General features: G+C 45.8%; 16 protein-coding genes. 6 read left to right on the plus strand and 10 right to left on the minus strand.

Translation table 11 applies throughout. The annotated features are described in order from the left end of the window. Positions 1 to 129: 129 nt before the first annotated feature. From B9N89_RS13470 to B9N89_RS13480, 3 genes are all read left to right on the plus strand, one after another. On the plus strand, positions 130 to 1983 hold the full coding sequence (locus tag B9N89_RS13470; protein ID WP_132319356.1) for a DNA topoisomerase IV subunit B: 1854 nt from the start codon (positions 130 to 132) through the stop codon (positions 1981 to 1983). Further along, a complete protein-coding gene (locus B9N89_RS13475) occupies positions 1980 to 4505 on the plus strand; it encodes a DNA gyrase/topoisomerase IV subunit A (protein ID WP_132319354.1) in 2526 nt (841 codons plus the stop codon). Before B9N89_RS13470 ends, B9N89_RS13475 begins: the two co-directional genes overlap by 4 nt. Before the next feature lie 109 nt (positions 4506 to 4614). Beyond that, positions 4615 to 5529: a dimethylarginine dimethylaminohydrolase family protein gene (locus tag B9N89_RS13480; protein ID WP_132319352.1), complete on the plus strand. Its 915-nt coding sequence runs from the start codon at positions 4615 to 4617 to the stop codon at positions 5527 to 5529. Here the strand turns inward: B9N89_RS13480 and B9N89_RS13485 are convergent. The 10 genes from B9N89_RS13485 to B9N89_RS13530 all read right to left on the minus strand — a co-directional run bounded on the left by B9N89_RS13485 (position 5526) and on the right by B9N89_RS13530 (position 16649). Further along, entirely contained in the window at positions 5526 to 6032 is a 507-nt protein-coding gene (locus B9N89_RS13485; protein ID WP_159455360.1) for an FxsA family protein, read from the minus strand. The genes B9N89_RS13480 and B9N89_RS13485 overlap by 4 nt on opposite strands. 66 nt (positions 6033 to 6098) lie before the next feature. Continuing rightward, positions 6099 to 6971, minus strand: a complete 873-nt coding sequence (locus B9N89_RS13490) for a DMT family transporter (protein ID WP_132319348.1) — start codon at positions 6969 to 6971, stop codon at positions 6099 to 6101. Positions 6972 to 7037: 66 nt separating this feature from the next. After that, positions 7038 to 7898, minus strand: a complete 861-nt coding sequence (locus B9N89_RS13495) for a CheR family methyltransferase (RefSeq protein WP_132319346.1) — start codon at positions 7896 to 7898, stop codon at positions 7038 to 7040. Between the two features lies 1 nt (position 7899). Then, the gene (locus B9N89_RS13500) at positions 7900 to 8268 is read right to left on the minus strand and encodes a response regulator transcription factor (RefSeq protein ID WP_132319344.1); all 369 of its coding nucleotides are present in this window, start codon (positions 8266 to 8268) and stop codon (positions 7900 to 7902) included. A 9-nt stretch (positions 8269 to 8277) separates the two neighbouring features. Further along, complete coding sequence (locus tag B9N89_RS13505) at positions 8278 to 9102, minus strand: hypothetical protein (RefSeq protein ID WP_132319342.1); 825 nt, start codon at positions 9100 to 9102, stop codon at positions 8278 to 8280. Positions 9103 to 9113: 11 nt separating this feature from the next. Continuing rightward, positions 9114 to 9509: a hypothetical protein gene (locus B9N89_RS13510; protein WP_132319340.1), complete on the minus strand. Its 396-nt coding sequence runs from the start codon at positions 9507 to 9509 to the stop codon at positions 9114 to 9116. After that, entirely contained in the window at positions 9506 to 10618 is a 1113-nt protein-coding gene (cheB, locus tag B9N89_RS13515) for a chemotaxis-specific protein-glutamate methyltransferase CheB (protein WP_132319338.1), read from the minus strand. The genes B9N89_RS13510 and cheB overlap by 4 nt, the downstream gene beginning before the upstream one ends. A 9-nt stretch (positions 10619 to 10627) precedes the next feature. Next, positions 10628 to 11098 carry a chemotaxis protein CheW gene (locus tag B9N89_RS13520; RefSeq protein WP_132319336.1) on the minus strand — a complete coding sequence of 157 codons (471 nt, stop codon included), beginning with the start codon at positions 11096 to 11098 and terminating at the stop codon, positions 10628 to 10630. Further along, complete coding sequence (locus B9N89_RS13525; RefSeq protein WP_132319334.1) at positions 11088 to 14033, minus strand: chemotaxis protein CheW; 2946 nt, start codon at positions 14031 to 14033, stop codon at positions 11088 to 11090. Before B9N89_RS13525 ends, B9N89_RS13520 begins: the two co-directional genes overlap by 11 nt. A 15-nt stretch (positions 14034 to 14048) precedes the next feature. After that, positions 14049 to 16649: a chemotaxis protein CheW gene (locus B9N89_RS13530; RefSeq protein ID WP_132319332.1), complete on the minus strand. Its 2601-nt coding sequence runs from the start codon at positions 16647 to 16649 to the stop codon at positions 14049 to 14051. A gap of 341 nt (positions 16650 to 16990) precedes the next feature. Between B9N89_RS13530 and B9N89_RS13535 the strand changes: the two genes are divergently transcribed. From B9N89_RS13535 to B9N89_RS13550, 3 genes are all read left to right on the plus strand, one after another. After that, complete coding sequence (locus B9N89_RS13535) at positions 16991 to 19069, plus strand: DNA topoisomerase VI subunit B (RefSeq protein WP_200820714.1); 2079 nt, start codon at positions 16991 to 16993, stop codon at positions 19067 to 19069. 45 nt (positions 19070 to 19114) lie between these two features. Then, entirely contained in the window at positions 19115 to 20272 is a 1158-nt protein-coding gene (locus tag B9N89_RS13545; protein WP_132319330.1) for a DNA topoisomerase VI, read from the plus strand. A gap of 397 nt (positions 20273 to 20669) precedes the next feature. Then, the gene (locus tag B9N89_RS13550; RefSeq protein WP_132319532.1) at positions 20670 to 20903 is read left to right on the plus strand and encodes a KH domain-containing protein; all 234 of its coding nucleotides are present in this window, start codon (positions 20670 to 20672) and stop codon (positions 20901 to 20903) included. Position 20904 lies beyond the last annotated feature (1 nt).

Below are 20904 nucleotides of genomic sequence, written 5' to 3' on the forward strand. Positions count from 1 at the left end.
AGTTCAGGAACTCGTCTCCGTTCTTGATGGGGTAAATTGGCGCGTTGTCGGATCGGCTGAAGTAAATATAGTATTGATATCGGACTCTTTTTCTAACGCAGAACTTGAGCGCTTGGCACAGGAGTAAAAATGCCTAAGGTCAACTACACGGAAGATAACATTCGGTCCCTCGACTGGAAAGAACACATTCGCATGCGTCCAGGCATGTACATCGGTAAATTAGGCGATGGTCATGCACCCGATGATGGAATCTACGTTCTTGTTAAAGAGATCATGGACAACAGCATCGATGAGTTTGTGATGGGGGCTGGCAAACAGATCGACATCAATGTCGACGATACAGAAGTTATCATTCGTGATTATGGCCGTGGTATCCCTCTAGGTAAGGTGGTTGACTGTGTTTCTAAGATCAATACAGGAGGCAAGTATGACTCTGAAGCCTTCAAGAAGTCAGTTGGTCTCAACGGGGTGGGTACAAAAGCTGTCAACGCCCTTTCAATCAGTTTTGAGGTAGCATCGTATCGCGACGGTAAGTGCAAGGTCGCCCGCTTTGCCAAAGGCGAGTTGGTGGAAGAGAAGAAAGTTGTTGCTACCAAAGAATCCAATGGCACCCAAGTTCGTTTCAAACCTGACCCTAGCATTTTTGTCGATTACAAATTTCGGGCCGACTTTATCGAGCAGATGATATGGAACTATGCCTACCTCAATGCTGGCTTGCGCCTCGTTTTTAATGGCACAAAGTATGTCTCGCAGCGAGGCCTGCTCGACTTGCTTGAGAGGAAAACTCAATCTCAAGATATTCGCTACCCTATCATTCATCTGAAGGGACATGATATTGAAGTGGCGGTCACCCATGGTGAGCAGTATGGCGAGGAGCACTATTCGTTTGTCAATGGTCAGCACACGACTATGGGAGGTAGTCATCAGTCTGCCTTGCGTGAGGGTGTGGTACGAGCTATCCGTGACTTCTTCAAAAAAGACTATGATGCGTCTGACATTCGCTCTGGCATGATTGCTGCGATCAGTATCAAGGTGCAAGATCCTGTTTTCGAGTCTCAGACTAAAACCAAGCTTGGTTCCCAGAACGTTGGCCCTGAGGGACCTACGGTTCGTAGCTGGGTTGTCGACTTTCTTAAGAAAGAACTGGATAATGACCTGCATCGGCAGCCGGAAGTCGCGATCGCCTTGCAGAAGAAAATCCTTCAGTCTGAAAAAGAACGCAAAGAGATGGCAGGCATCAAAAAGATTGCCACCGAGCGAGCGAAGAAAGCTAACTTATTCAATAAGAAGTTGCGAGATTGTCGAGTTCACCTGGATAGCAAAAAAAATCGAAAAGATGAGTCAACGATCTTTATTACTGAGGGCGACTCGGCCAGTGGCTCATTGACAAAGGCCAGGGATGTTCAAACCCAAGCAGTTTTCAGCCTTCGAGGAAAGCCGCTCAATTGCTTTGGACTAACCAAGAAAGTCGTCTACGAAAACGAAGAGTTTAATCTATTGCAACACGCCCTGAATGTAGAAGACGGTGTCGAGAACCTTCGCTATAACAATATCATTATAGCGACCGATGCTGATGTGGATGGTATGCATATTCGCCTGCTGCTGATGACCTTCTTCCTTCAGTACTTTCCAGAGTTGGTCCGCGAAGGCCATGTTCAAATTCTTCAGACCCCTCTTTTCAGAGTTAGAAATAAGGAAAAGACGATCTACTGCTACAACGATCGTGAGAAACAGGCTGCCCTTGGTAAAATTGGCAAGAAGGCCGAAATCACCCGGTTTAAGGGTCTAGGTGAAATCTCTCCCAAAGAGTTCAGCCAGTTTATCGGAGACGACATGCGGGTTGAAACCGTCCGCATGTCTCAGCAAACAGCCGTCGCCGATCTCCTTAGTTACTTCATGGGTAAGAACACACAGGATCGACAGAAATTTATTATTGATAACCTCCGAGCTGAAGAACCAATCGTTGAAGGAGCGGAAGCGTGACACAAGAAACCACTAATGACAAGGGCTCGGCCAGCGTACCCTCCCAGTCAGTCCCTCCTGCCCCTGGCGGAGCGGGAGGCCGTGGCGATGTTGAAGACATGTATGAGTCCTGGTTCTTGGACTATGCAAGTTATGTAATTTTAGATCGGGCAGTACCAAATCTATACGACGGACTCAAGCCGGTACAAAGGCGCATCCTTCATGCTATGAGCGAACTAGAAGACGGCCGTTATAATAAGGCTGCCAATATTATTGGTCATACCATGCGCTACCATCCTCACGGCGATATGGCGATCGAAGACGCCATGGTGAAGATGGCTCAAAAAGATCTCTTGATCGATACGCAGGGAAACTGGGGTAATGTTGCAACAGGTGATCGGGCTGCTGCACCCCGATATATCGAAGCTCGACTGACAAAGTTTGCCAAGGAAGTTCTCTTTAAGGATGAGGTTACCGAGTGGCAGTCATCCTATGATGGCAGGAATAAGGAGCCCTTGACCCTGCCCGTTAAATTCCCTCTGTTGCTGGTCACTGGCGTCGAAGGGATTGCTGTAGGTCTATCCACAAGAGTCCTGCCCCATAACTTTAATGAAGTGATCGATCAGGCGATTGGCTACTTGCAAGGCAAGTCGGTGACTTTGTATCCTGACTTTCTAACCGGTGGCTCAGTTGATGTACGGCAGTACAAAGATGGGCGAAAAACAGGGCGAGTCAAGGTTCGTGCGAAACTTGAGATCGTGGATAATAAGACCATCAAGGTTGCGGATCTACCCTATGGAGTCACTACCGCATCTTTGATCGACTCGATCATCTCAGCCAACGATAAGGGTAAGATCAAAGTCAAAAAGGTTGAGGATAACACCGCCGAGTTTGTGGAGATTCTGGTGCATCTAAGCCCAGGGGTATCGCCCCATGTGGCAATGGATGCTCTGTTTGCCTTCACAGATTGTGAAGTTAGTCTTGCGCCTTCATGTTGTGTAATTCGGGACACCAAGCCGTATTTCTGCTCGGTAACCGACCTGTTACAGGAGTCGGTCGACCACAGTAAGGACTTGCTTGAACTTGAATACAAAATTCAAAAGCAAGCACTATTAGAGAAGCTTCACCTATCTAGCCTAGAACTTTTGTTTATTGAGCATAAGATCTACCGCAAAATAGAAAACGCCGAAAATTGGGATCAGGTTTTAGCCACCATAAGGCGGGGCTTGAAGCCTTTTAGCAAGGATATGATCCGAGAGCTTACTGATGACGATATATCAAAGCTCACAGAGATTAAAATCAAACGCATCACAAAATTTGATCGTAGTAAGGCTGAAGAGCATCTCGTCAAACTCAAGGAACAGATTCAAGAGGTGGACGATAAGCTTTCAGATATGGTCGCGACAACTATCAGCTATTTCAAAAAGCTCAAGAAGGAGTATGGTCCTGGTCGGGAGCGGCGAACTAAGATCGAGGTGTTTGAAACCGTGGAGGCCCGTGCGGTAGCTGTGGTTAATCAGAAGCTCTATATCAACCGTCGCGAAGGCTTTATCGGTACGTCCCTTAAAAAAGACGAGTTCTTGTTCGATTGCTCAGATTTGGACGAAATCGTTGCCTTTACTAAAGACGGGCAGTGTATGGTAAGCAAGGTCAGTGAAAAGACCTTCTATGGAAAAAATATCATCTATGCTGGAGTGTTTACACGTGGTGATGATAAGACTGTCTACCATATGATCTATCAAGACGGACGCGGGGGCCCCACCTACCAGAAACGTTTCGCAATGGCCGCGGCAACCCGCGATCGGGCTTACGATCTGACCCGTGGTAACAAGGGCAGTCGTGTTCATCACTTTAGTGTCAACCCCTCGGGAGAGGGTGAAGTGGTTGAAGTGATCTTAAAACCCGAGGCCAAGGCACGCAATAAGGTAATCGATGTAGACTTTTCAGAGCTTGCTATTAAAACCCGATCTGTAAAAGGGCTACTAGTTACCAAAGAGCCAGTGGCGAATGTCGACGTTGTGAGTCGCGATGCTCCGGTGGTAGAGTCTGTTGATCTATGGTTCGATAGCAAGTTGAGACGACTCAATGTTGATAAGAAAGGCAAAAAGTTAGGCTCCTTTGCAGGAGATGATAAGATCTTTACTCTTTATCGTTCTGGTTCCATCGAGCTATCGGGGTATGATTTAGATACCTATTTTGATGAAAATATTCTCCACATGGGCAAGTACAGTGACGACATTATTATTAGCTGTGTCTACTACCACGGTGAGAAGAAAGACTACTATGTGAAGCGATTCAAAATGGAAGAATTGTCGATCGGTCGTCGCGAGGAGTTTATTCCTCAGGAGCCTGGAACGAAGCTTCTTATTCTAAGTTTCAATCCGGAACCCGCCGTGGAAGTGAGCTTCAAGAAGGGCAAACGTGGCACCCCAGATTCAGAGGTTCTGGATCTCTCTGACATCGTGCAGCCTAAGGGAGTTAAGGCTATTGGAAATAAGCTAAGTCGCCAAAGTGTGAAGTCAGTGAAGCTCCATAAGTCCTAGTCAATTCAGAGGCGTCCTGCGCCTCTGTTGTTTTCTTTCACTTGTCTTTTATTCAATTCTCCTTAATAAATGACTAAAATAGTCACTCTCTAAACGTTGAGGAGAATTTATGGGACGCCACCTTTTCGGTAAAGAATCACTCGATCGCCATTCCATTCAGAAAGCGGCTACGATGCCGATGCCCCGTGGTGTGTTCTTTGTGAAGCCGGACTACTTCGATGTGGACCATGCCTTAAATCCTCATATGCTTGATGCCGATGGCAAGCCTCACAAAATTTCAAAGAGCTTGGCAGATGAGCAATGGCAGGCCCTCAAAGAGGTTTATCAGGGCTTAGGTTTGCAAACCAAGGTACTTGCAGCCAAACAAGGCTGTCCGGACATGGTTTTTTGCGCCAACCAGTCCTTTCCGTACCTAGATCAGCAAGGTCGACCATCTGCTTTGATGAGCAATATGGCAGATGATACCCGCCATGCTGAAGTTGAGTCTATTGCTGATTCTTTAAAAAACCTCGGCTTTCAAACCTCCTACCTACCGGAGCGAACACCAACAACTTTGCTCGAAGGTATGGGAGATGCGCTTTGGGTTCCCGGAAAGCGGTTCATCTGCGGGGGCTATGGCTTTCGAACTCATGCCAGTATCTATGAATCGGTATCGAGGCTTGTTGATGCGCCTATCTTAGCTTTAGAGCTTAAGAATCCAAAGTTCTATCATCTGGACACATGCTTGAGCATATTGAATGAAACCACTATTCTAGCGTGCCGGGAGGCATTTCAAGACTCTGATTGGCAGGCACTAGAAACTGTCTTTGATCAGATCATTATGGTTCCATTGGTGGAGGCAGACTCCCCAGGTTTTGCTTGTAACGCTCACTGCCCCGATGGCAAGCATGTGATTTTGCAGCAAGGTAACCCAGAAACCGAAAGGCTTCTGGAGCTCGCTGGTTTCACTCCTATCCCGCTGGATACCAGTGAGTTCATAAAATCTGGTGGAAGCGTTTTCTGTATGAAGCAGATCTACTTTTAGCGATCGGATCGATCCGAAATGGGATCGATGTCGATGACATTGGGATCGTGCTGATGCCTGGGGGCGTTGGTGGTGCCAGGTGACGATGAGTAGTAGGCAACGTGAACATGACCTCGTTGCACCTGGTTTTGCAGCCAACGCTTCACAGTGCCCTTAAGGGCGTTTCGAGACACTGGAATCATCAAGATAAAGCCAACCACATCGGTGAAGTAGCCTGGCGTGAGGAGTAAAACCCCACCAACTAGAATCATGGCGCCGTCCACAAGCTCTTCACCAGGAATTTGACCCCGAGCAGAGGCTTCCTGCATGCGCCTGAGAACCTGAAAGCCCTGAGATCTTGCGAGATTTGCGCCAATAGCGCCCGTTAGTAGAATCGAACCTATGGTGACAAGGAGAGCTTCTCCCCCTCCCAGAAAGCTGGCTAAGTGACCGTGAATCTTAAGGAGAAAGATTATTTCAAGGATGGGGATTAGCGTCATTAACAGAAAAAGTCTAAAGAACATATTAACCTTCATTGTGCAGTTGGGCGGGCCCAGTCATTTCACAATGTAAGTCTAAGAGACTATTTGTCAATGGGCTGAGATAATCACCACCCCGACAGTTGCCAGAATAGCTGCCACAGCCTTTCGCGTTGTGAACTCCTCTTTTAGGACAACTACAGCCAATATGACTGTGAAAATGGTGGAGGTTTGGTTCAGTACGGATGCTACGGAAGCTTGCAAGTACTTATAACCTGCAATCCAAAGACTAATAGAGACATAGGCACTGAGAAAGAATGCGATAAACACAAGAAACTTTCGCTGCATACCCCAAAGCTGGAGGATCTCCGCGCGCTTATGCTTCAAAAGAAACATTGGCGGCAGGGAGCCTAAAACTCCAGCGACCATACGAATCGTAATTATCCAAAAAAGGGGGACCTCTTCAAACATAGGTTTCACGATCAAAATTCCTCCGGCCATGGTTAGGAGGCCGAGGCTCATTAAGATACTGCCTTTTAGCGAGTTCTCAGTTTTTGCTTGTGAGCCTTTTTTAGGTAAAACCAAAAACAGTGAGGCGCCGATAGCCAGAACGCCAAGTCCTTGTGTGAAGTTGATGGTTTCACCGAAGAAAATCACTGACAGAGTGATGACGAAGGGGGCGAATAAACATTCTAAAATAGCAACTTTGGATGCCGTCAGGAGGTTCATGGCTTTGAGCACCATTGCATCTGCGATCCCGATCCCGAAAAAGCCAGACAGGAATAAGAGTGTCAGGTTCAAGGTGGATATCTCAGGCAGGGGGCCATCCACGAGATAGGCCGTGGGAATGAGTAGGGCCAAGCCTAGAGTATTCTTGCCTAAATTTAGTACGATCGGGTGAACGTGATTGCTCGCTATCTTGAGCAAGATAACCGAAAGTGACCAAGTAAACGCACACGCAATTGCGATAATAATGCCAAGCATGAAGACCCTCACGTTACAAATCCGAAAGGGCTTTTAGCATGGTTGATGGCTACTGACTAGCCTCATCTAAGAGGCTTTTTTCTCTTCACCTTCATTGGAAACCTTCTTAAAAAAACGTGCGGTTTCGAATTGGACCGGTTCGTACATGTCTTGGAGTCCGGTAATGGACTCAGCGCAGCCTAGCACCAGATAACTCTCTGGTTTCATATACTGGTTGAGCTTTTTTAAAATATCTTTCTTCATCTCTGGAGTCTGATAGATCAGCACGTTACGACACAGGATAAGATCAAACTTCCCTGATAAGTTCCACGATTCAAGTAAGTTGAAGTGAGAGAACTTCACTCGATTTCTAATGTTATCGGAAATCTCCCACAGAGGGCCTGTTGGGTCGGATTGTTCCGATTGCTTAAAGTACTTTACCAGATTGATTGAGCTAAGGCCCCGTTGCACCTCAAGCTGCGTGTAAAGGCCAGACTGAGCCTTATCGAGGACTCGTTTCGAAAAGTCTGTGGCGAATATTTCATAGTTTAATTGTGGGTAGATGGTCCTTAGGTTTTCTAACTCCATAGCCAAAGAGTAGGGCTCTTGGCCAGTGGAACAAGCAGCCGACCAAATTCGGATTTTATGGCCCGGCTCCGCCGCAAGGGGCTTGATGGCTTCTTTGATGATTGCATGAAATACCTTTGCATCTCGAAAGAACGAAGTTTCGTTATTGGTTGCGATATCGAGTATATAGCGAATGACGGCATCATCCTTTAAGATCAGCGCTTTTCGTTGCAACTCATCAATTGAAGCAAAACCAAAGTGAGACATCGCATTTTCAAGTCGTGTTTCTAACTGATAGTAATTGACTTGGGTATAAACAATGCCGATTCTATCGAATATAAACTTAGAGAAGGACTCTAAGACTGATTCGTTAATATCCATGTTATGCTACCTTTCGCCCCAAAACCATTTCCAACTTCTCAAATAGAATATCTTTGGTAAATGGTTTCATAATGTACTCATTGGCTCCACCTTCTAGGGCTTCCGCGATGTTCTTCACATTGTTTCGCGATGTCACCATCAGGATTGGAATTGCACAGCCCTGCTCACGGAGGGCCTTGAGCGCTTCTACGCCAGACAACTGCGGCATCTCCCAGTCGAGTAAGATTACATCGACCGAGAGGCCTCCTTTGATTTGATCGAGAGCCTCTGTTCCATCGTAGGCGTGCTCCAGCTCATGGGGAGTATCCACAAACATGGCTTCGATAAAGCCATGTACGGATCGGGAATCATCGGTAACTAGAATTTTCATGATTGTCTCCTAAGCCACATATTCGTTCAAACGAGAAATCACGTTTGAAAAATTTGATCTTGATATATCGTTTACCCAGAATTCCTGCTCTGAGCCACTGACATCGATAAATCGGTGCAATTCCCACATGACATCGAGAGTTTTCAGGCATGTCTGCTGTAACGAGGCTAGATCTTGAAAACATCCTAAGCCTTGATGGGAGATTTTTTCGACAAGACATGCGAGCTTCTCGCAAATAGTGAATGATACTTCCATTCGTGCAAAGCTTGCCGCTGCTGTTAGCTGCTGTACAATTTCTTCTAGATTGGCCAAGGTTTCAGCGTCAGCGGTGCCCTCCGTAAATTTATGGAACCCCTTTTCTAAAGACTCTTTGACCTCGGCAGAGAAAAAGTCGATATACTGTCGTTTTGTTTCGCCACTTACCTGCGGAAATGTGAAATCATAGCTCAGATTTGGGTCGGTTGGTGCGGGTATGTTTTGGTTTGGCGTCGGAGCATTGGTGTGTGCCAGTTCATCACTCAGGGTCGATAGATCGACTCCAAACTGATCGACTAATATTTGACCAATAGGGGAGCGCTCCCTCTTTTGAATGGACTTCACCTTTTGGTCAATCTCGTCATTCCAGTAGCTCAGGGACTTGCAGGTCGCTGCAAACGACTCACCTCGATCGCGATCCGAAATTGCCTCGATAATCTGTTCAGCTGTGAGAAGGCCATCTTCGTAGACAATTTGAATAGGAGATGGAAGCTGGTTGCTTTGGCTTACCAATGCTTTCACTAGATCTGACTTTTGTATCAAACCTTTATCAATCAATTGGGTTCCAAAAAAACTCATGTTCACAGCTCCTAAGATGCGGCCGATAGGCCATAGGCCTCGGGGTCTTCGATAACATTGGAAATATACTCATCCATCTTTACTGTAAGGTCTTCCAGGCTGATCAGATCTTCATCTACTAGAATTCTAAATATGGAAGGAACTTCTTTGATAATCACAGCTTCCAATTTTTGGTCGATAGCTTTGGACCAAATCTTTAGATCTCGGCAACTTTGTTCGAAGCTAACTTCGTTCTGTGCTTGATGAGCATAAACTTGCAGCATCTCATCTTCAGACAAAATCCTATTTTCAAATAGCAGAGTAGGCAAGCTTGGGTTCGCCTGAGCTTGCTTGATAAATGCATTCACCAAGTCGTCCGCGCTGATGCAACCATCGTGAACTAGAAATTTACAAAAAGATTGACTCATTGGCTTCTCCCAATCAATCGAGCAATGGAATGGCAGCATTCTTCGATACTTTGTACGGCATCATAAGCCCCTACTCGGTAAACTGATCCAGGCATACCCCATACAACAGAAGACTTCTCGTCTTGTATTACTACGCAGCCGTTATGATTCTTGATCTCGCAGCAACCATCAGCACCATCACCACCCATTCCAGTCAAGATCATTCCCAATACACCCTTGCCGTAAACTTCTGCGGCGGATTCAAAAAGGTAGTCTACAGCGGGTCGTACCGAGTTTCTCTTGTCGCGCTTGTCTAGGGCCGTATAGATCCGATCATTGGAAATTTTTAGGCTCAGGTGGAAGTCTCCCGGAGCCACATAAATGATATTCTCAATGGGCTCGAAGTGTTTGGCTTCTTTTGCTGGAATGCCTGTTTGATCCTCGATACTCTTAGCCAGAGTACGGGTGAAGACCGGCGGCATGTGTTGAGCTATCAGAACAGGGGTTTTCAAAGGCCCTCGAATGGTGCTAAACAGTTCCTTGAGGGCAACCGGACCCCCAGTTGAGCTGCCGATGACACACACTTTAGGAATAAAGTTTGCGAGTGTATACTTTTTCCACTTGGGAGGCGGGGCATCGATAATTTTTTTTCGCGGGGCTATAGTGGTATCACCAACAGCGATTTTTCCAGTACTGACTCCCACCCCTGCTCCTGTACTTGTGTTTGTGGACCGACCTGTGAATTGTAGGGCCTTTGGAATTAATTGATCTTTAACGTGCTGAAGCGCCAGTTCGAAGTTCTGTACGTTCTGGGGTTTGGTAACGAAATCACAGGCGCCGTGTTCTAAAGCTTCTAAAGTTGCGTCAGCTCCACGAGCAGTTAGCGATGAGAAAACAATCACCTTCGATCTTAGGCCGAGGCGCTTCATCTCTTGAAGGGTCTCTATACCATTTAGTTCCGGCATTTCCAGATCGAGAATTATTAAGTCGTAGGCGCCTTTGGCCAACTTATTGATCGCAATCCTGCCATTTGCAGCAACATCAATATCCTTAAAGTGTTCGCACGATGTCAGCGCCGATTTGATCTGGCTACGAAATACTACAGAATCATCTACAACCAGTGCTTTCATAAGCGTTCCTTACGCTGCTTTATCATTATTGTTCTGCTCATTCAGATAGAACATGACCTTATCAATATCGATGATGCTCAGGAGCTGACTCGAAACCTTGTAAACGCCCGCTAAAAATCGCCGAGTACTCTCTGGAATTGTGTTGGGAGTAGGCTCAAAGTCGCTCGATTGAACTTCCATAACATCCCCGATCTTATCTACCTGGAACGAGATCAAGAATCCTTCGATCTTACAAACCACGTTGAGTACCTCGGATGTTTCATCTTTGGGAAGGCTGAAAAGCTCCCGCAAGCCGATAGCAGTAGCGACCTGCCCCCTGAGGTTGATGAGACCTCTGACGTATGCTGGTGCCAATGGTATCCCTGTGGTTTGCATGTCTCGAACAATTTCTTGGACCCGAGTGACGTCTAAGCCATACAAGCGATCACAAACGTAGAAAGTCGAGAATTGTTCGGTATTTTGAACCTTATTACCTGGCATCGCTACCTCCCCTCATCACAATTTCTTGAATACAGTTTAAGAGCTGCTCCTCATTGAGCTTTTCCAAGTATTTGATAAAGCCAAGTTCCATCCCCTTATCAATATCAGCCTGACGGAATCGAGTTGTCACAGCGATCATTGGGATCTTCGATAGATTTTCGTCTCGCTGCACTTGACCAGCAAGGGCATAGCCGTCCATCTTTGGCATTTCGATATCAGAGATAACGAGGTTGATCTCGTCTTTAAGCTCGTACATTTGATCCAAAGCGTCTTCTCCATTTTCTGCCGTTGAAACTTCAAAGCCATTGGACTCAAGAATTGATTTGATATGGTTGCGGAAGAAACGGCTATCCTCGACTACGAGGATATGAGTCTTGCCCTGAGAAGTTTTTGTCTCCTTGCCACCTTGTTCACCAAGCTTTATGTTATGATTGAAACAGTAATGATCGATAAGGCGCATGGCATCAATAACTACCAAAACACGATCTTTTTCTATAATGCTGCCCATGATGCCTACATGAGAGTTGATCTGATCATCGATTTTCGATGTGGAGCTGATAACATCCAAGATCCCCCCTACCTGTAGGCCAAATAATCGATCATATCGTTGGATGACTACAATGGCATCTGTTTCGTCGTCCTCCCGCTCGTGTTTATGGTGGGTATCGAAAAACTCGGTGACCGAGATGATTGGTAGCAGTGATCCACGATAGCGCACGACTTTTTGGTTGCCAGAATAATCATAGTCTGTTTGCTTGAACTCTTCGAGTCGATTGACTATGGGCAGTGGAAAAGCATACTTACAGTGGTCGTAAATATCAACAACAAGGTAGTCAGTCATCGAATCGAGGAATTCTTTGTTTTTCTTAGCAACTGCAGAGAAGTCGACTTCGTCTTCACCAAGATTGATCATAGCTTTTTCAGCAACGCCCATAACGTCCAGTGTCAGGGCCACGTTACCATCACCCAGTAAGGTCGCCCCAGCATAGATTCCGAGAGCTTTCAGGAAGCTTGTCAGTGGTTTTACGACAATGTCAGCCGAGTCTTCAATCTCTTCAACAATAAGGCCGAATACCGCCGTTCCAGCTTTTAGAACAACAATGTTGCAGATGGCGTTGTGAATAAAGTGATCCGTTTCTCTTTCGAGGCCCGTAATCTGTGCAAGGCTTACAAGTGGTAGAAGCTGGCCACGCAGTCTGTAGACCGGCTTGCCATGAAGAATTTCGATTCTATTTTCTTTATTTTCTTCTTCCTGATTGATGCGAAGAAGCTCTAGTAGCTTCACCTGAGGGATCGCGAAGCGCGATGGTCCTTCTCGCACAAGGAGAGCGGGAACGATGGCGAGGGTTAGCGGAATCTTGAGAAAAATCGTCGTTCCTTCGCCAGGGATAGCATTGAGATCGATGATACCACCAATGCGCTCAATATTGGTTTTAACGACATCCATCCCGACGCCACGCCCTGAAATGTTAGACACGGCTGCTGCCGTAGAAAACCCTGGTGCAAATATTAACTGGTAGACTTCTTTATCAGACATCATCTTAAGCTGATCGCTACTGATAATGTTTTTTTCCATAGCCTTTTCGCCGATGCGATCTCGGCTTAGGCCTCGGCCATTGTCATTGATTTCTATAACAACCTGTCCGCCTTCGTGATAGGACTTAATCGATATGGTACCTAACTCGGGCTTCCCTGCCGACCTTCGATCCTCTGGAGTTTCCAGGCCATGGTCGGCGGAGTTCCTGACGATATGGGTGAGTGGGTCTTTGACCGCTTCTATCAGGGTTTTATCAAGCTCTGTTTCCGTGCCTTCAAGTTTGAGTTCAATCTTCTTATTAAGCTCTTTGGCGAGGTCGCGAACAACACGGTGAAACTTTGAAAGAACACTGCCCACAGGCTGCATCCTTGTTTTCATAACCTCATTTTGTATCTCAGTCGTCACCAGGTTAATTCGTTGTGATAGCTTCGAGAACTCAGCATCCTTTTGTTCGGTAGCGAATCTGAGAACTTGGTTTCGCACCAAGACAAGTTCACCGGCCAAATTCATAAGTTTGTCCAACAAAGCGACTTGTACGCGTATGGTTTCTTGACCACCTTCGCTTTTCTTTTCGCGAGACTCTGTGGACGTTGCCTTGGCTAATGGCTCAGAAGATACTGGCTTGGTAGGCTCTGGCTTTGTAGCCGTAGAGCTTGCATCACTTGGTTTCGGGCTCGTGGATTGTTGCTCAGGCTTGGACTGTTGTTTCGGTTCTGAAACCGCAGCAGGTCTTGGTTTCTCTGACTCTACCTTCGCTGTTTGAGGTGCTTGGGGTGCATGAGGAGTTGGTTTCGGTTCTGGCTTGGTAGCCTGTGGAGGAGCAACAGGTTCCGTGAGAGATGCTTCCGTCTGGGGCTGGGAAGGCTCTGGTGAAGGGGATACTGGGTTTGGGCTTGCCGTCTCTTGAGCAGTCGGTTTAGCTAATGCTCCTTGGCTATCTTGTTTGCCCTCCCTAATATCGTAGCCAACGAAGTCGTCTCTAAGAAATCTGGAAGTCCCTCCCATGGATGAGACAGTGAGATCGATTAGCTGAGGGATGATTTCTGTAAGTTCACCCTTAGCTTCATGTTCGGCCTGAGTATCTTTGATGCTGTTTAATAGCTGGCCGATGACATCACAGCCACGATAGATGATGTCAATTAAGTTCAGGTTTAGTGGTGTGATTTCTTGGCGAAGTGGGTCGAGGCTTGATTCCATTGCGTGAGCGATCATGCCAATCTGATTGAAGCCAAATAACTGCGATGAGCCCTTGATGGTGTGCATATCACGATAGATACTACTAAGAGTCTCCTTATCAGGTCCTTCTTTTTCAAGTCTACTGAGCGAAAGTGAGATGCGTTCAAGCATTTCCTCACATTCATTCGTAAACTCCTGAATTGCTTCTTCCATTGCCGACATAGAACGATCCTCTTATTAAAATAGACCCCAGCCACTTGCCTCGACTTCGTTGTCACTTTCTTGCTTATCATCTTGCAAGCCTAAGTCCTCCACACGATGGTCGTGCTTTTCCGGAGGGGTTATGCCTGTTAACTTATAGATGTCTAGTACGGTCACAACCTCGTCATTGAAAATGAAGCTGCCTTCAATTTCATCTCGATCAGCTAGTTCGCTATCCAAAGAACTGTTGATCCTTTTGATGTCTCGAATCGAATCGATGATGAGCCCATGAAACGTGTCGCGATCCTTGATTATGATTGTTGTCTGCTTCTCTCTTTCGACCAATGGGTAGTCTGGTTTAATTCCAAGCTTCTCATGCACGTAGGTTAAAGGAGCAACTGATTCTCTGTAGATCGTGCTGAGTCGACCCGCTACCTTAGTAAAGTCGCGGGTATGCAGTTCTTCTAATCGGAAGATTTGGTCCAGGTGGAAACAAAATAGGCCGCGGGCTGGAAGCCTAAAAATGATGTACTCTTCACCGTCATGGTTTTCTTGATGAAGCTCTTGGCCTGAAATTGTGTCATCAAATTGATGGGATTCCCCTAGCTGGTAAAATTCAGCAATTCCGTCCACATCGAGGATAAGGCCAACCGAGCCATCTCCCATAAACGTCGCACCCTTGAAAATTTGATCCTTGATCTGTGGGGGGATCTTCTTAACAACTATTTCTTCGGTATCACTGATTTCATCAACGACCATCCCAAAAGTTAGCTTTTCAGATCGCGCTAAAACAATATTTATTTCGGACCGCTGTCTGAGCGGAATAGGATTTTTGTCTTCAGGAGATAGCTCCGGAGAAAGTTCAATAAGCTCTACCAGATGATCATCGAGGCACAATAGCTCGCAGCCTTGAGCCTGCTTGATCATGACGTCGCGCTTATCTTGATCGATTTTGATCAGGCGTATGATGTTATCTTGCGGGATATTAAATTCTCGTTGACCGATACGCACGAGCAATGACTGGATTATCATGACAGACTTTGGAATGGGGAGTTTAAGGCTAAACTTGCTACCCATACCCAAAGCTGAGTCTATATCGATTTTTCCTCCAATCGACTCAACCGAAGATTTTACCATATCCATGCCGACTCCACGGCCTGAAATATCTGTGACTTGGGCGGCTGTGGAAAAGCCAGCTTCCATGATGATTTTGTAAATCTGCTTATCGGACATGCTAGCAACGTCGGAAGACGAGTAGAGATTTTTCTCTACGGCCCTCTTAGAAATAAATTGAGCATCAATGCCCCGACCGTCATCTTCCACCTCAACGATGACATCGTCACCCAACTCATAAGATCGAAGCTCGATCACACCCTTTGGTGATTTGCTTTTTGAAGCTCGATCATCCGGGGATTCGATCCCATGGTCCGCGCTATTGCGTATCACGTGAATGAGGCTGTTTTTCAAAACCTGGGCTAACTTGGTATCAACCCGCAGCTCGTCACCGACGATTTTTAAGTCTATCTGTTTACCTAGGCTCAGGTTTAAGTCTCTCACAGTTCTAGGGAAGGTACGATAAATGCTCTTTAGCGAGACTTTTCGGAGCTCGGTAATTTTACTCTGCATGGAAGAGTTGATTTTATGCATCTCATCCAAAAACTCCGCGAGAAGATAGAGATCTGCGTGACCTTTAAATTCTTTTTGAAGGTTTGATACGAGTTTATTGACAGTGTTACGAATGACAGTGATTTCCCCGGAGAGTTCCATGAATTCATCAAGTATTTTGGTTGGAACTTTGATGACATCATCTTCAGATTTCTTAGCTGCTGCTTGACCATGGTCAATGTCGCCTGTTGCTAGATTAAGCTGTTTACTCTCTTCAATGGAGAACAGGCCCTGCCAATGGTCCACATCGATATCTATTTTAGTACCCACCTCAAGCTCTGAGATGGCTGTTGAAACGAAGTCGAACCCTTTGAGTAGAACAGTAACTACAGGTTTGGTGGCATCGAGTGCGCCGTTCTTAATCTTACTGAGTAGATCTTCGTATGAGTGCACCGTTCTGGTAAACTCTGGCCACTCCAGAACTCCAGAACCGCCTTTGATAGTGTGAACCAAGCGGAAGATATTGTTGATAGCCTCTGGGGTCGGGCTGCTTTCTAAGGCGAGAATTTCATTTTCAAGATCTTCTAAAAGGTCTCGGGCCTCCTCCACAAAGATTTTTTTCAAAGTAAGCTTTTCTTCGATCTGTTCGATGCGGTCTTTGGCTTCTTCTTTAATAACCGCATTGATGCGATAAACGTCGAAGGGTTTATCGATAAATCGAGATACCTTGAGATCAAGAGCGTTTCTGAGCATTTCCTTGTTGACGAAACCTGAGTAGATAATAAAGGGAATTGATTGTAGCTCAGGTAGCATGCGTTTTCTGAACTCTAGCCCGTTAATCTCGCCCATATGATAGTCGGCAAAGACCAAAGCAACAGATTCCGCATGCTCGTTCAGGAGTTCCAAACCTTCTATACCATTTTGCGCGACAAGGGCCACAAAGCCTTGTTCCTCGGCTTCCATTGCCAGGGGGTTGATAATTTCTATCTCGTCGTCGACGAATAGAATTTTTACCTTGGTATCTGAGTTCATGGCGATTCCTTCATTCCTCGTCTTGTGAGTAGTCGGTCATTTTCTGGAAGAGTTAATAGAAGAAATTTACCGACTTGTTCTCGTCTCTCGTGAGGCTTTTGGAGAGAAGGGCGGCAGAGTAGCTAAACGTTTCCTACTAGTAAAAGACCGAATTGGAGCTTTTAATAAATTTGCTCATAGTTTTGAATATCTTCGCAGTGTAGATGAGGGTTTTTAAGAATGAGTCCAGGGAAGAAGATTCTGCTTAGTGCTCAAGTTTTGAGATTTCTGCTAAAATAAGAGGAAACCTGACAATTAGGTAATGGCATGTGGCGGAATTGAATTCAAAAGCAGGATCTCATATGGCCTCAAAAGATTCCAAAAAGGGAACCATTCGAGCGAGTAGCACAGCCGAATACTTTGCGAAAAACCTCCAACAGGTTGGTTTTTCGTCACCTACCAAAGCGGTTTTGACGACTCTAAAAGAAGCCGTTGACAACTCTTTGGATGCTTGCGAAGAAAACGGCATTTTGCCTGAGATTAGGGTTACGATTGATAAGAAAGGTCGGGGCTCTCTACGGAATACGGATCAGATCATGATCCGGGTTGAGGATAACGGGCCAGGAATTCAACAGAGAGATGTTGCTAAGGTTTTTGGCGAGTATTTGGCGTCTTCAAAATTTGGCAAGGGTCGTTGCTCCCGAGGCCAGCAAGGTATTGGAATTTCCGCTGCAACCACTTGGGCCATGCAAACCACCGCGAAGGGGGTTCATGTCATTACCAAGACAGCCAAGCAAAAGTTAGCGACTTCTTGTCGGGTCCAGGTTGATCTCAAACATAATAAGGGTCATATCAAAGATAAGAAGGATGTGAAATGGGATCGACCCCATGGGACCCTTGTTGAATTCTTAATCGATGGTAGGGTGCAGATGAATGGCGAGGCAGGCATCCTCGCCTTTCTCAGGAGCAATGTGTTGGTCAATCCCCACCTAACTCTGAGCTATCAGATTTTAGATCAAAAGCCTGTCACCATTGAGCGTGTTAGCGAGGATGTACCAAGAATCCCAGAGGCCATGGCTCCACACCCCCACACCATGAAGCTTGGTGAGTTTTTGGCTCATGCAAGGTTGTTTGGTAAAATCTCCGCCTATGAATGGCTAAAGACAGCATTTTCTCGGGTCAATGAAGAAAGTATCAAACTTCTGAAGCAGGCTGGAGTAAAAAAATCACTGCTGGATAAGAGCTTGCATGAGCTAAAGGAAGCCGACTTCAAAAACCTTTTTATTAAGATTCAGGACACAGAACTCAAGCCACCATCTACAAAAACTGTTTTGTCTATTGGGGAAGAAGGGCTGGCTAAAAGCATCCTCCGACTCGGAGATGTTGATTATTTTTCCGTACTGACCCGTAAGCCTACGATCTGTGACTTCAAACCTGTGCAGATCGAGGTTGCTTTGGCGAGGTTATCAGGAAAGCCAGGAGAAGGTGAAGAAACTGTCCAAGTCCTGCGTTTTGCCAATCGAGTGCCCTTGCAGTTTGATAAGGCATCTTGTGCCATAGTTAAAGGAATTACTAGCGTTAATTGGAAACCCTACGGTTTGAGGCAAGCCCGAGGGTCGCTACCATATGGCCCCTATATTGTTGCAGTCAGTCTCGTTTCACCATTCATTAAATTTAAGAACGCATCAAAGGAGACAGTCGATGCGTCTGATGAACTTGTCGAGGAGATTAGGCGTGCCCTGATGCAAGCTGGGCAAAGGCTAGGGCGGCACCTTCGTCGGGAGCATAAGGAGGCTATCCTTGAAAACAAGATCCAACATATCGAATCCTTTGCACCGATTCTGGTTGAGGGCCTAGTAAGAATAACCGAGTCTGACGAATCGAGAAAGGATCGCGCGCATAAAGGCCTACTAAAAATATTAGGGCGCGAGACCCGTGAGGCTGAGAAGGATCTTGAAGTTGCTGAGGATAAACTCAAGAAGCACTTGAAAAGTCGGAGGAAACGCCTTGGCCACGTGGCACTTATGCTCGAAAAAGATGAAGCTTTGGAAGCGTCGGAAAAGGAAAATGGAGAGGCCGAAAGTGGTGAGCTAGATGATTCTCTAGAAGACAGTACCCAAGCGGATAGGGTTAAAAAGAAAAAATCAGCCAAGAAGAAGGCAGCAAAAGCCGCCAAAAAGAGGGCGGAGAAGAAAAAGGCGCCAAAGAAGGCAGCAAAGAAAAAGGCCGCTAAGAAGACTGCCAAAAAGAAAGCAGTCAAGAAAAAAGCTGCTAAGAAGACCGCCAAAAAGAAAGCAGTTAAGAAAAAAGCTGCTAAGAAAGTTTCTACAAGCAAGAAGACTGCCAAAAAGAAAGCAGCTAAGAAAAAGTCAACAAAGGCTGCTAAGAAGACTGCCAAAAAGAGAGCAATTAAGAACAAGTCTGTAAAGAAAAAGCGCTAGGATCTCACTAACCTAAATTGAATCATCGGACATAAGGTGTAAGTCATGGTAAAGACAAAGCGAGTTCTTCAAGAAGATATCCCTGATATTAGCTACGAACTTTGCGATCGGCTCTTGAGTCAGTTAGAAAAGGCCAAGAAACCCCTTATCCAAGCCACAAAATGTAGCCTTGATAATTCCAACTACGATCCAAAGCTAGGCTATCTAACTCCTGGCTCAAAAAAAGTTAAAACAGAGCTTAATGTTGCCTCGGTAAAGAAGATGTCACGAACCATATTCATGCTCGAAATCTTGCTCAGAAACATACAGTCAGGCAACGTCAATACCAAGCGCGAACTTTACTATATGAGCAAAGGTGAGGTGAAACATAACCCGTTGCTAAAGCCGCTCGATTTTAACGAGCAGAATGAGTCAGATGCAATCATTGACTTCGTTTGTGAGATCATTGAATGTTATCGAGAGGAGCTGAATTGCTATGCCAACGATCGTGGCGGGCAAACTTACTCGAAGCAACTTGTTGTAGAAGAAACGATGGCGGATGGAACAACCGCAACCATCGATTTGTCAGCATTGGGAACGTCACCTTTTCAGCCTAAAAATAGGCCACAGAATCTTAAACTCAAAGCCAAGCAGCCGATCGACTTTTGTTTGATTGTAGAGTCTGAAGGTACTGCCAATACACTGGTAGCGAATGGTTTTACCAAGAGGCATAACTCTATTGTGGTGGGTGCTCAAGGGGTGCCTTCCAATGCTGTGCGGGGATGGTTGAAGAGAATCCAGGATCAGCTTCAAATTCCCCTATACTTTTTCGGTGATCTTGATGCCTACACCTTACAAAACATTTATCGAACTCTTAAAGCAGGATCAGCGGCTTCACTCATTCGGAACTCAGACTTTTCGGCTCCTGAAGTTAGGTTTCTAGGAGTTCTCCCGGAAGATATCAAGCGCTACGACTTGAACGATTATCCAGTAAAAGAAGGTGATGCTCAAGAAGTGAGAGCCCTGAAAAAGGCCCGTGATGCTCTTGAAAACGATCCGTTTTTTAGGAGCCGAAAGAATAAGGGGCTCTCCGACATTCTTCATTGGCTGCTTGAGCACAAGCGCCGCTGTGAGCAGCAGGCATACTTCACTGTAGATCCCCGTGACCCTCAGATGCCAGAAAAAATAATCATTGAAAAAATTGAATCTGGAAACTATATATAATTAATTATATTGAAGGCTTACAAAGCCTCGTATAGGGTAGAAAATAGAGCTTCTGACTGGGATTATGAAGGTCGTCAAGATAAAGGTCTCGTGCTGCGACGAAAATGGCAACTACTGTCGTGCTGTACTAGCACTGCATACATAGTGTGCAGCATATGGCCTCGTAAGACTCCAGCAGCTTTGTCAGGTGATCTTGCAAGGAGTGCAGCTTAAAATCTCGAAACTTTGTTTTTTGTTTTTTGGGACAAAAGTTTGGCGTTTTTGGATTGACTCCTTTTCAGATGGCTAATAATTCGGTAATATTAATACCAGGCGGATAGTCTACTTTTGAGTGGCTTCTTGAATGCGGAAACTGATCTAACAATGGATGGTAGATATGTCTAATGATGATGGTTCCATGAAAGAGTTGGTTGAGTTCGTTGCGAAAGCTCTTGTTGATGAGGTTGATCGCATTGAGATCAGCGAGATCACGGGTAACCAAACTAACATTATCGAACTTAAAGTGGCTAAAGAGGATATTGGCAAGGTGATTGGCCGCCAGGGACGAACAGCTGACGCGATCAGAACGATTCTTAATTGCGCTGCTGCGAAGTTAAATCGTCGCTATATCCTACAAATTATCGATGAGTAAA

Source organism: Pseudobacteriovorax antillogorgiicola, assembly GCF_900177345.1.
In the GTDB taxonomy this organism is placed as follows: domain Bacteria; phylum Bdellovibrionota_B; class Oligoflexia; order Oligoflexales; family Oligoflexaceae; genus Pseudobacteriovorax; species Pseudobacteriovorax antillogorgiicola.

What these genes read in the sequence shown, in the direction of transcription:
- B9N89_RS13480 (WP_132319352.1), top strand. Translation starts at nt 4,615, where the DNA reads ATGGGACGCCACCTTTTCGGTAAAGAATCACTCGATCGCCATTCCATT.
- B9N89_RS13525 (WP_132319334.1), bottom strand. Translation starts at nt 14,033, where the DNA reads ATGTCGGCAATGGAAGAAGCAATTCAGGAGTTTACGAATGAATGTGAG.
- B9N89_RS13530 (WP_132319332.1), bottom strand. Translation starts at nt 16,649, where the DNA reads ATGAACTCAGATACCAAGGTAAAAATTCTATTCGTCGACGACGAGATA.
- B9N89_RS13495 (WP_132319346.1), bottom strand. Translation starts at nt 7,898, where the DNA reads ATGGATATTAACGAATCAGTCTTAGAGTCCTTCTCTAAGTTTATATTC.
- B9N89_RS13550 (WP_132319532.1), top strand. Translation starts at nt 20,670, where the DNA reads ATGAAAGAGTTGGTTGAGTTCGTTGCGAAAGCTCTTGTTGATGAGGTT.
- B9N89_RS13490 (WP_132319348.1), bottom strand. Translation starts at nt 6,971, where the DNA reads ATGCTTGGCATTATTATCGCAATTGCGTGTGCGTTTACTTGGTCACTT.
- B9N89_RS13510 (WP_132319340.1), bottom strand. Translation starts at nt 9,509, where the DNA reads ATGAGTCAATCTTTTTGTAAATTTCTAGTTCACGATGGTTGCATCAGC.
- B9N89_RS13505 (WP_132319342.1), bottom strand. Translation starts at nt 9,102, where the DNA reads ATGAGTTTTTTTGGAACCCAATTGATTGATAAAGGTTTGATACAAAAG.
- B9N89_RS13520 (WP_132319336.1), bottom strand. Translation starts at nt 11,098, where the DNA reads ATGCCAGGTAATAAGGTTCAAAATACCGAACAATTCTCGACTTTCTAC.
- B9N89_RS13545 (WP_132319330.1), top strand. Translation starts at nt 19,115, where the DNA reads ATGGTAAAGACAAAGCGAGTTCTTCAAGAAGATATCCCTGATATTAGC.
- B9N89_RS13485 (WP_159455360.1), bottom strand. Translation starts at nt 6,032, where the DNA reads ATGTTCTTTAGACTTTTTCTGTTAATGACGCTAATCCCCATCCTTGAA.
- B9N89_RS13535 (WP_200820714.1), top strand. Translation starts at nt 16,991, where the DNA reads ATGGCCTCAAAAGATTCCAAAAAGGGAACCATTCGAGCGAGTAGCACA.
- B9N89_RS13500 (WP_132319344.1), bottom strand. Translation starts at nt 8,268, where the DNA reads ATGAAAATTCTAGTTACCGATGATTCCCGATCCGTACATGGCTTTATC.
- B9N89_RS13470 (WP_132319356.1), top strand. Translation starts at nt 130, where the DNA reads ATGCCTAAGGTCAACTACACGGAAGATAACATTCGGTCCCTCGACTGG.
- cheB (WP_132319338.1), bottom strand. Translation starts at nt 10,618, where the DNA reads ATGAAAGCACTGGTTGTAGATGATTCTGTAGTATTTCGTAGCCAGATC.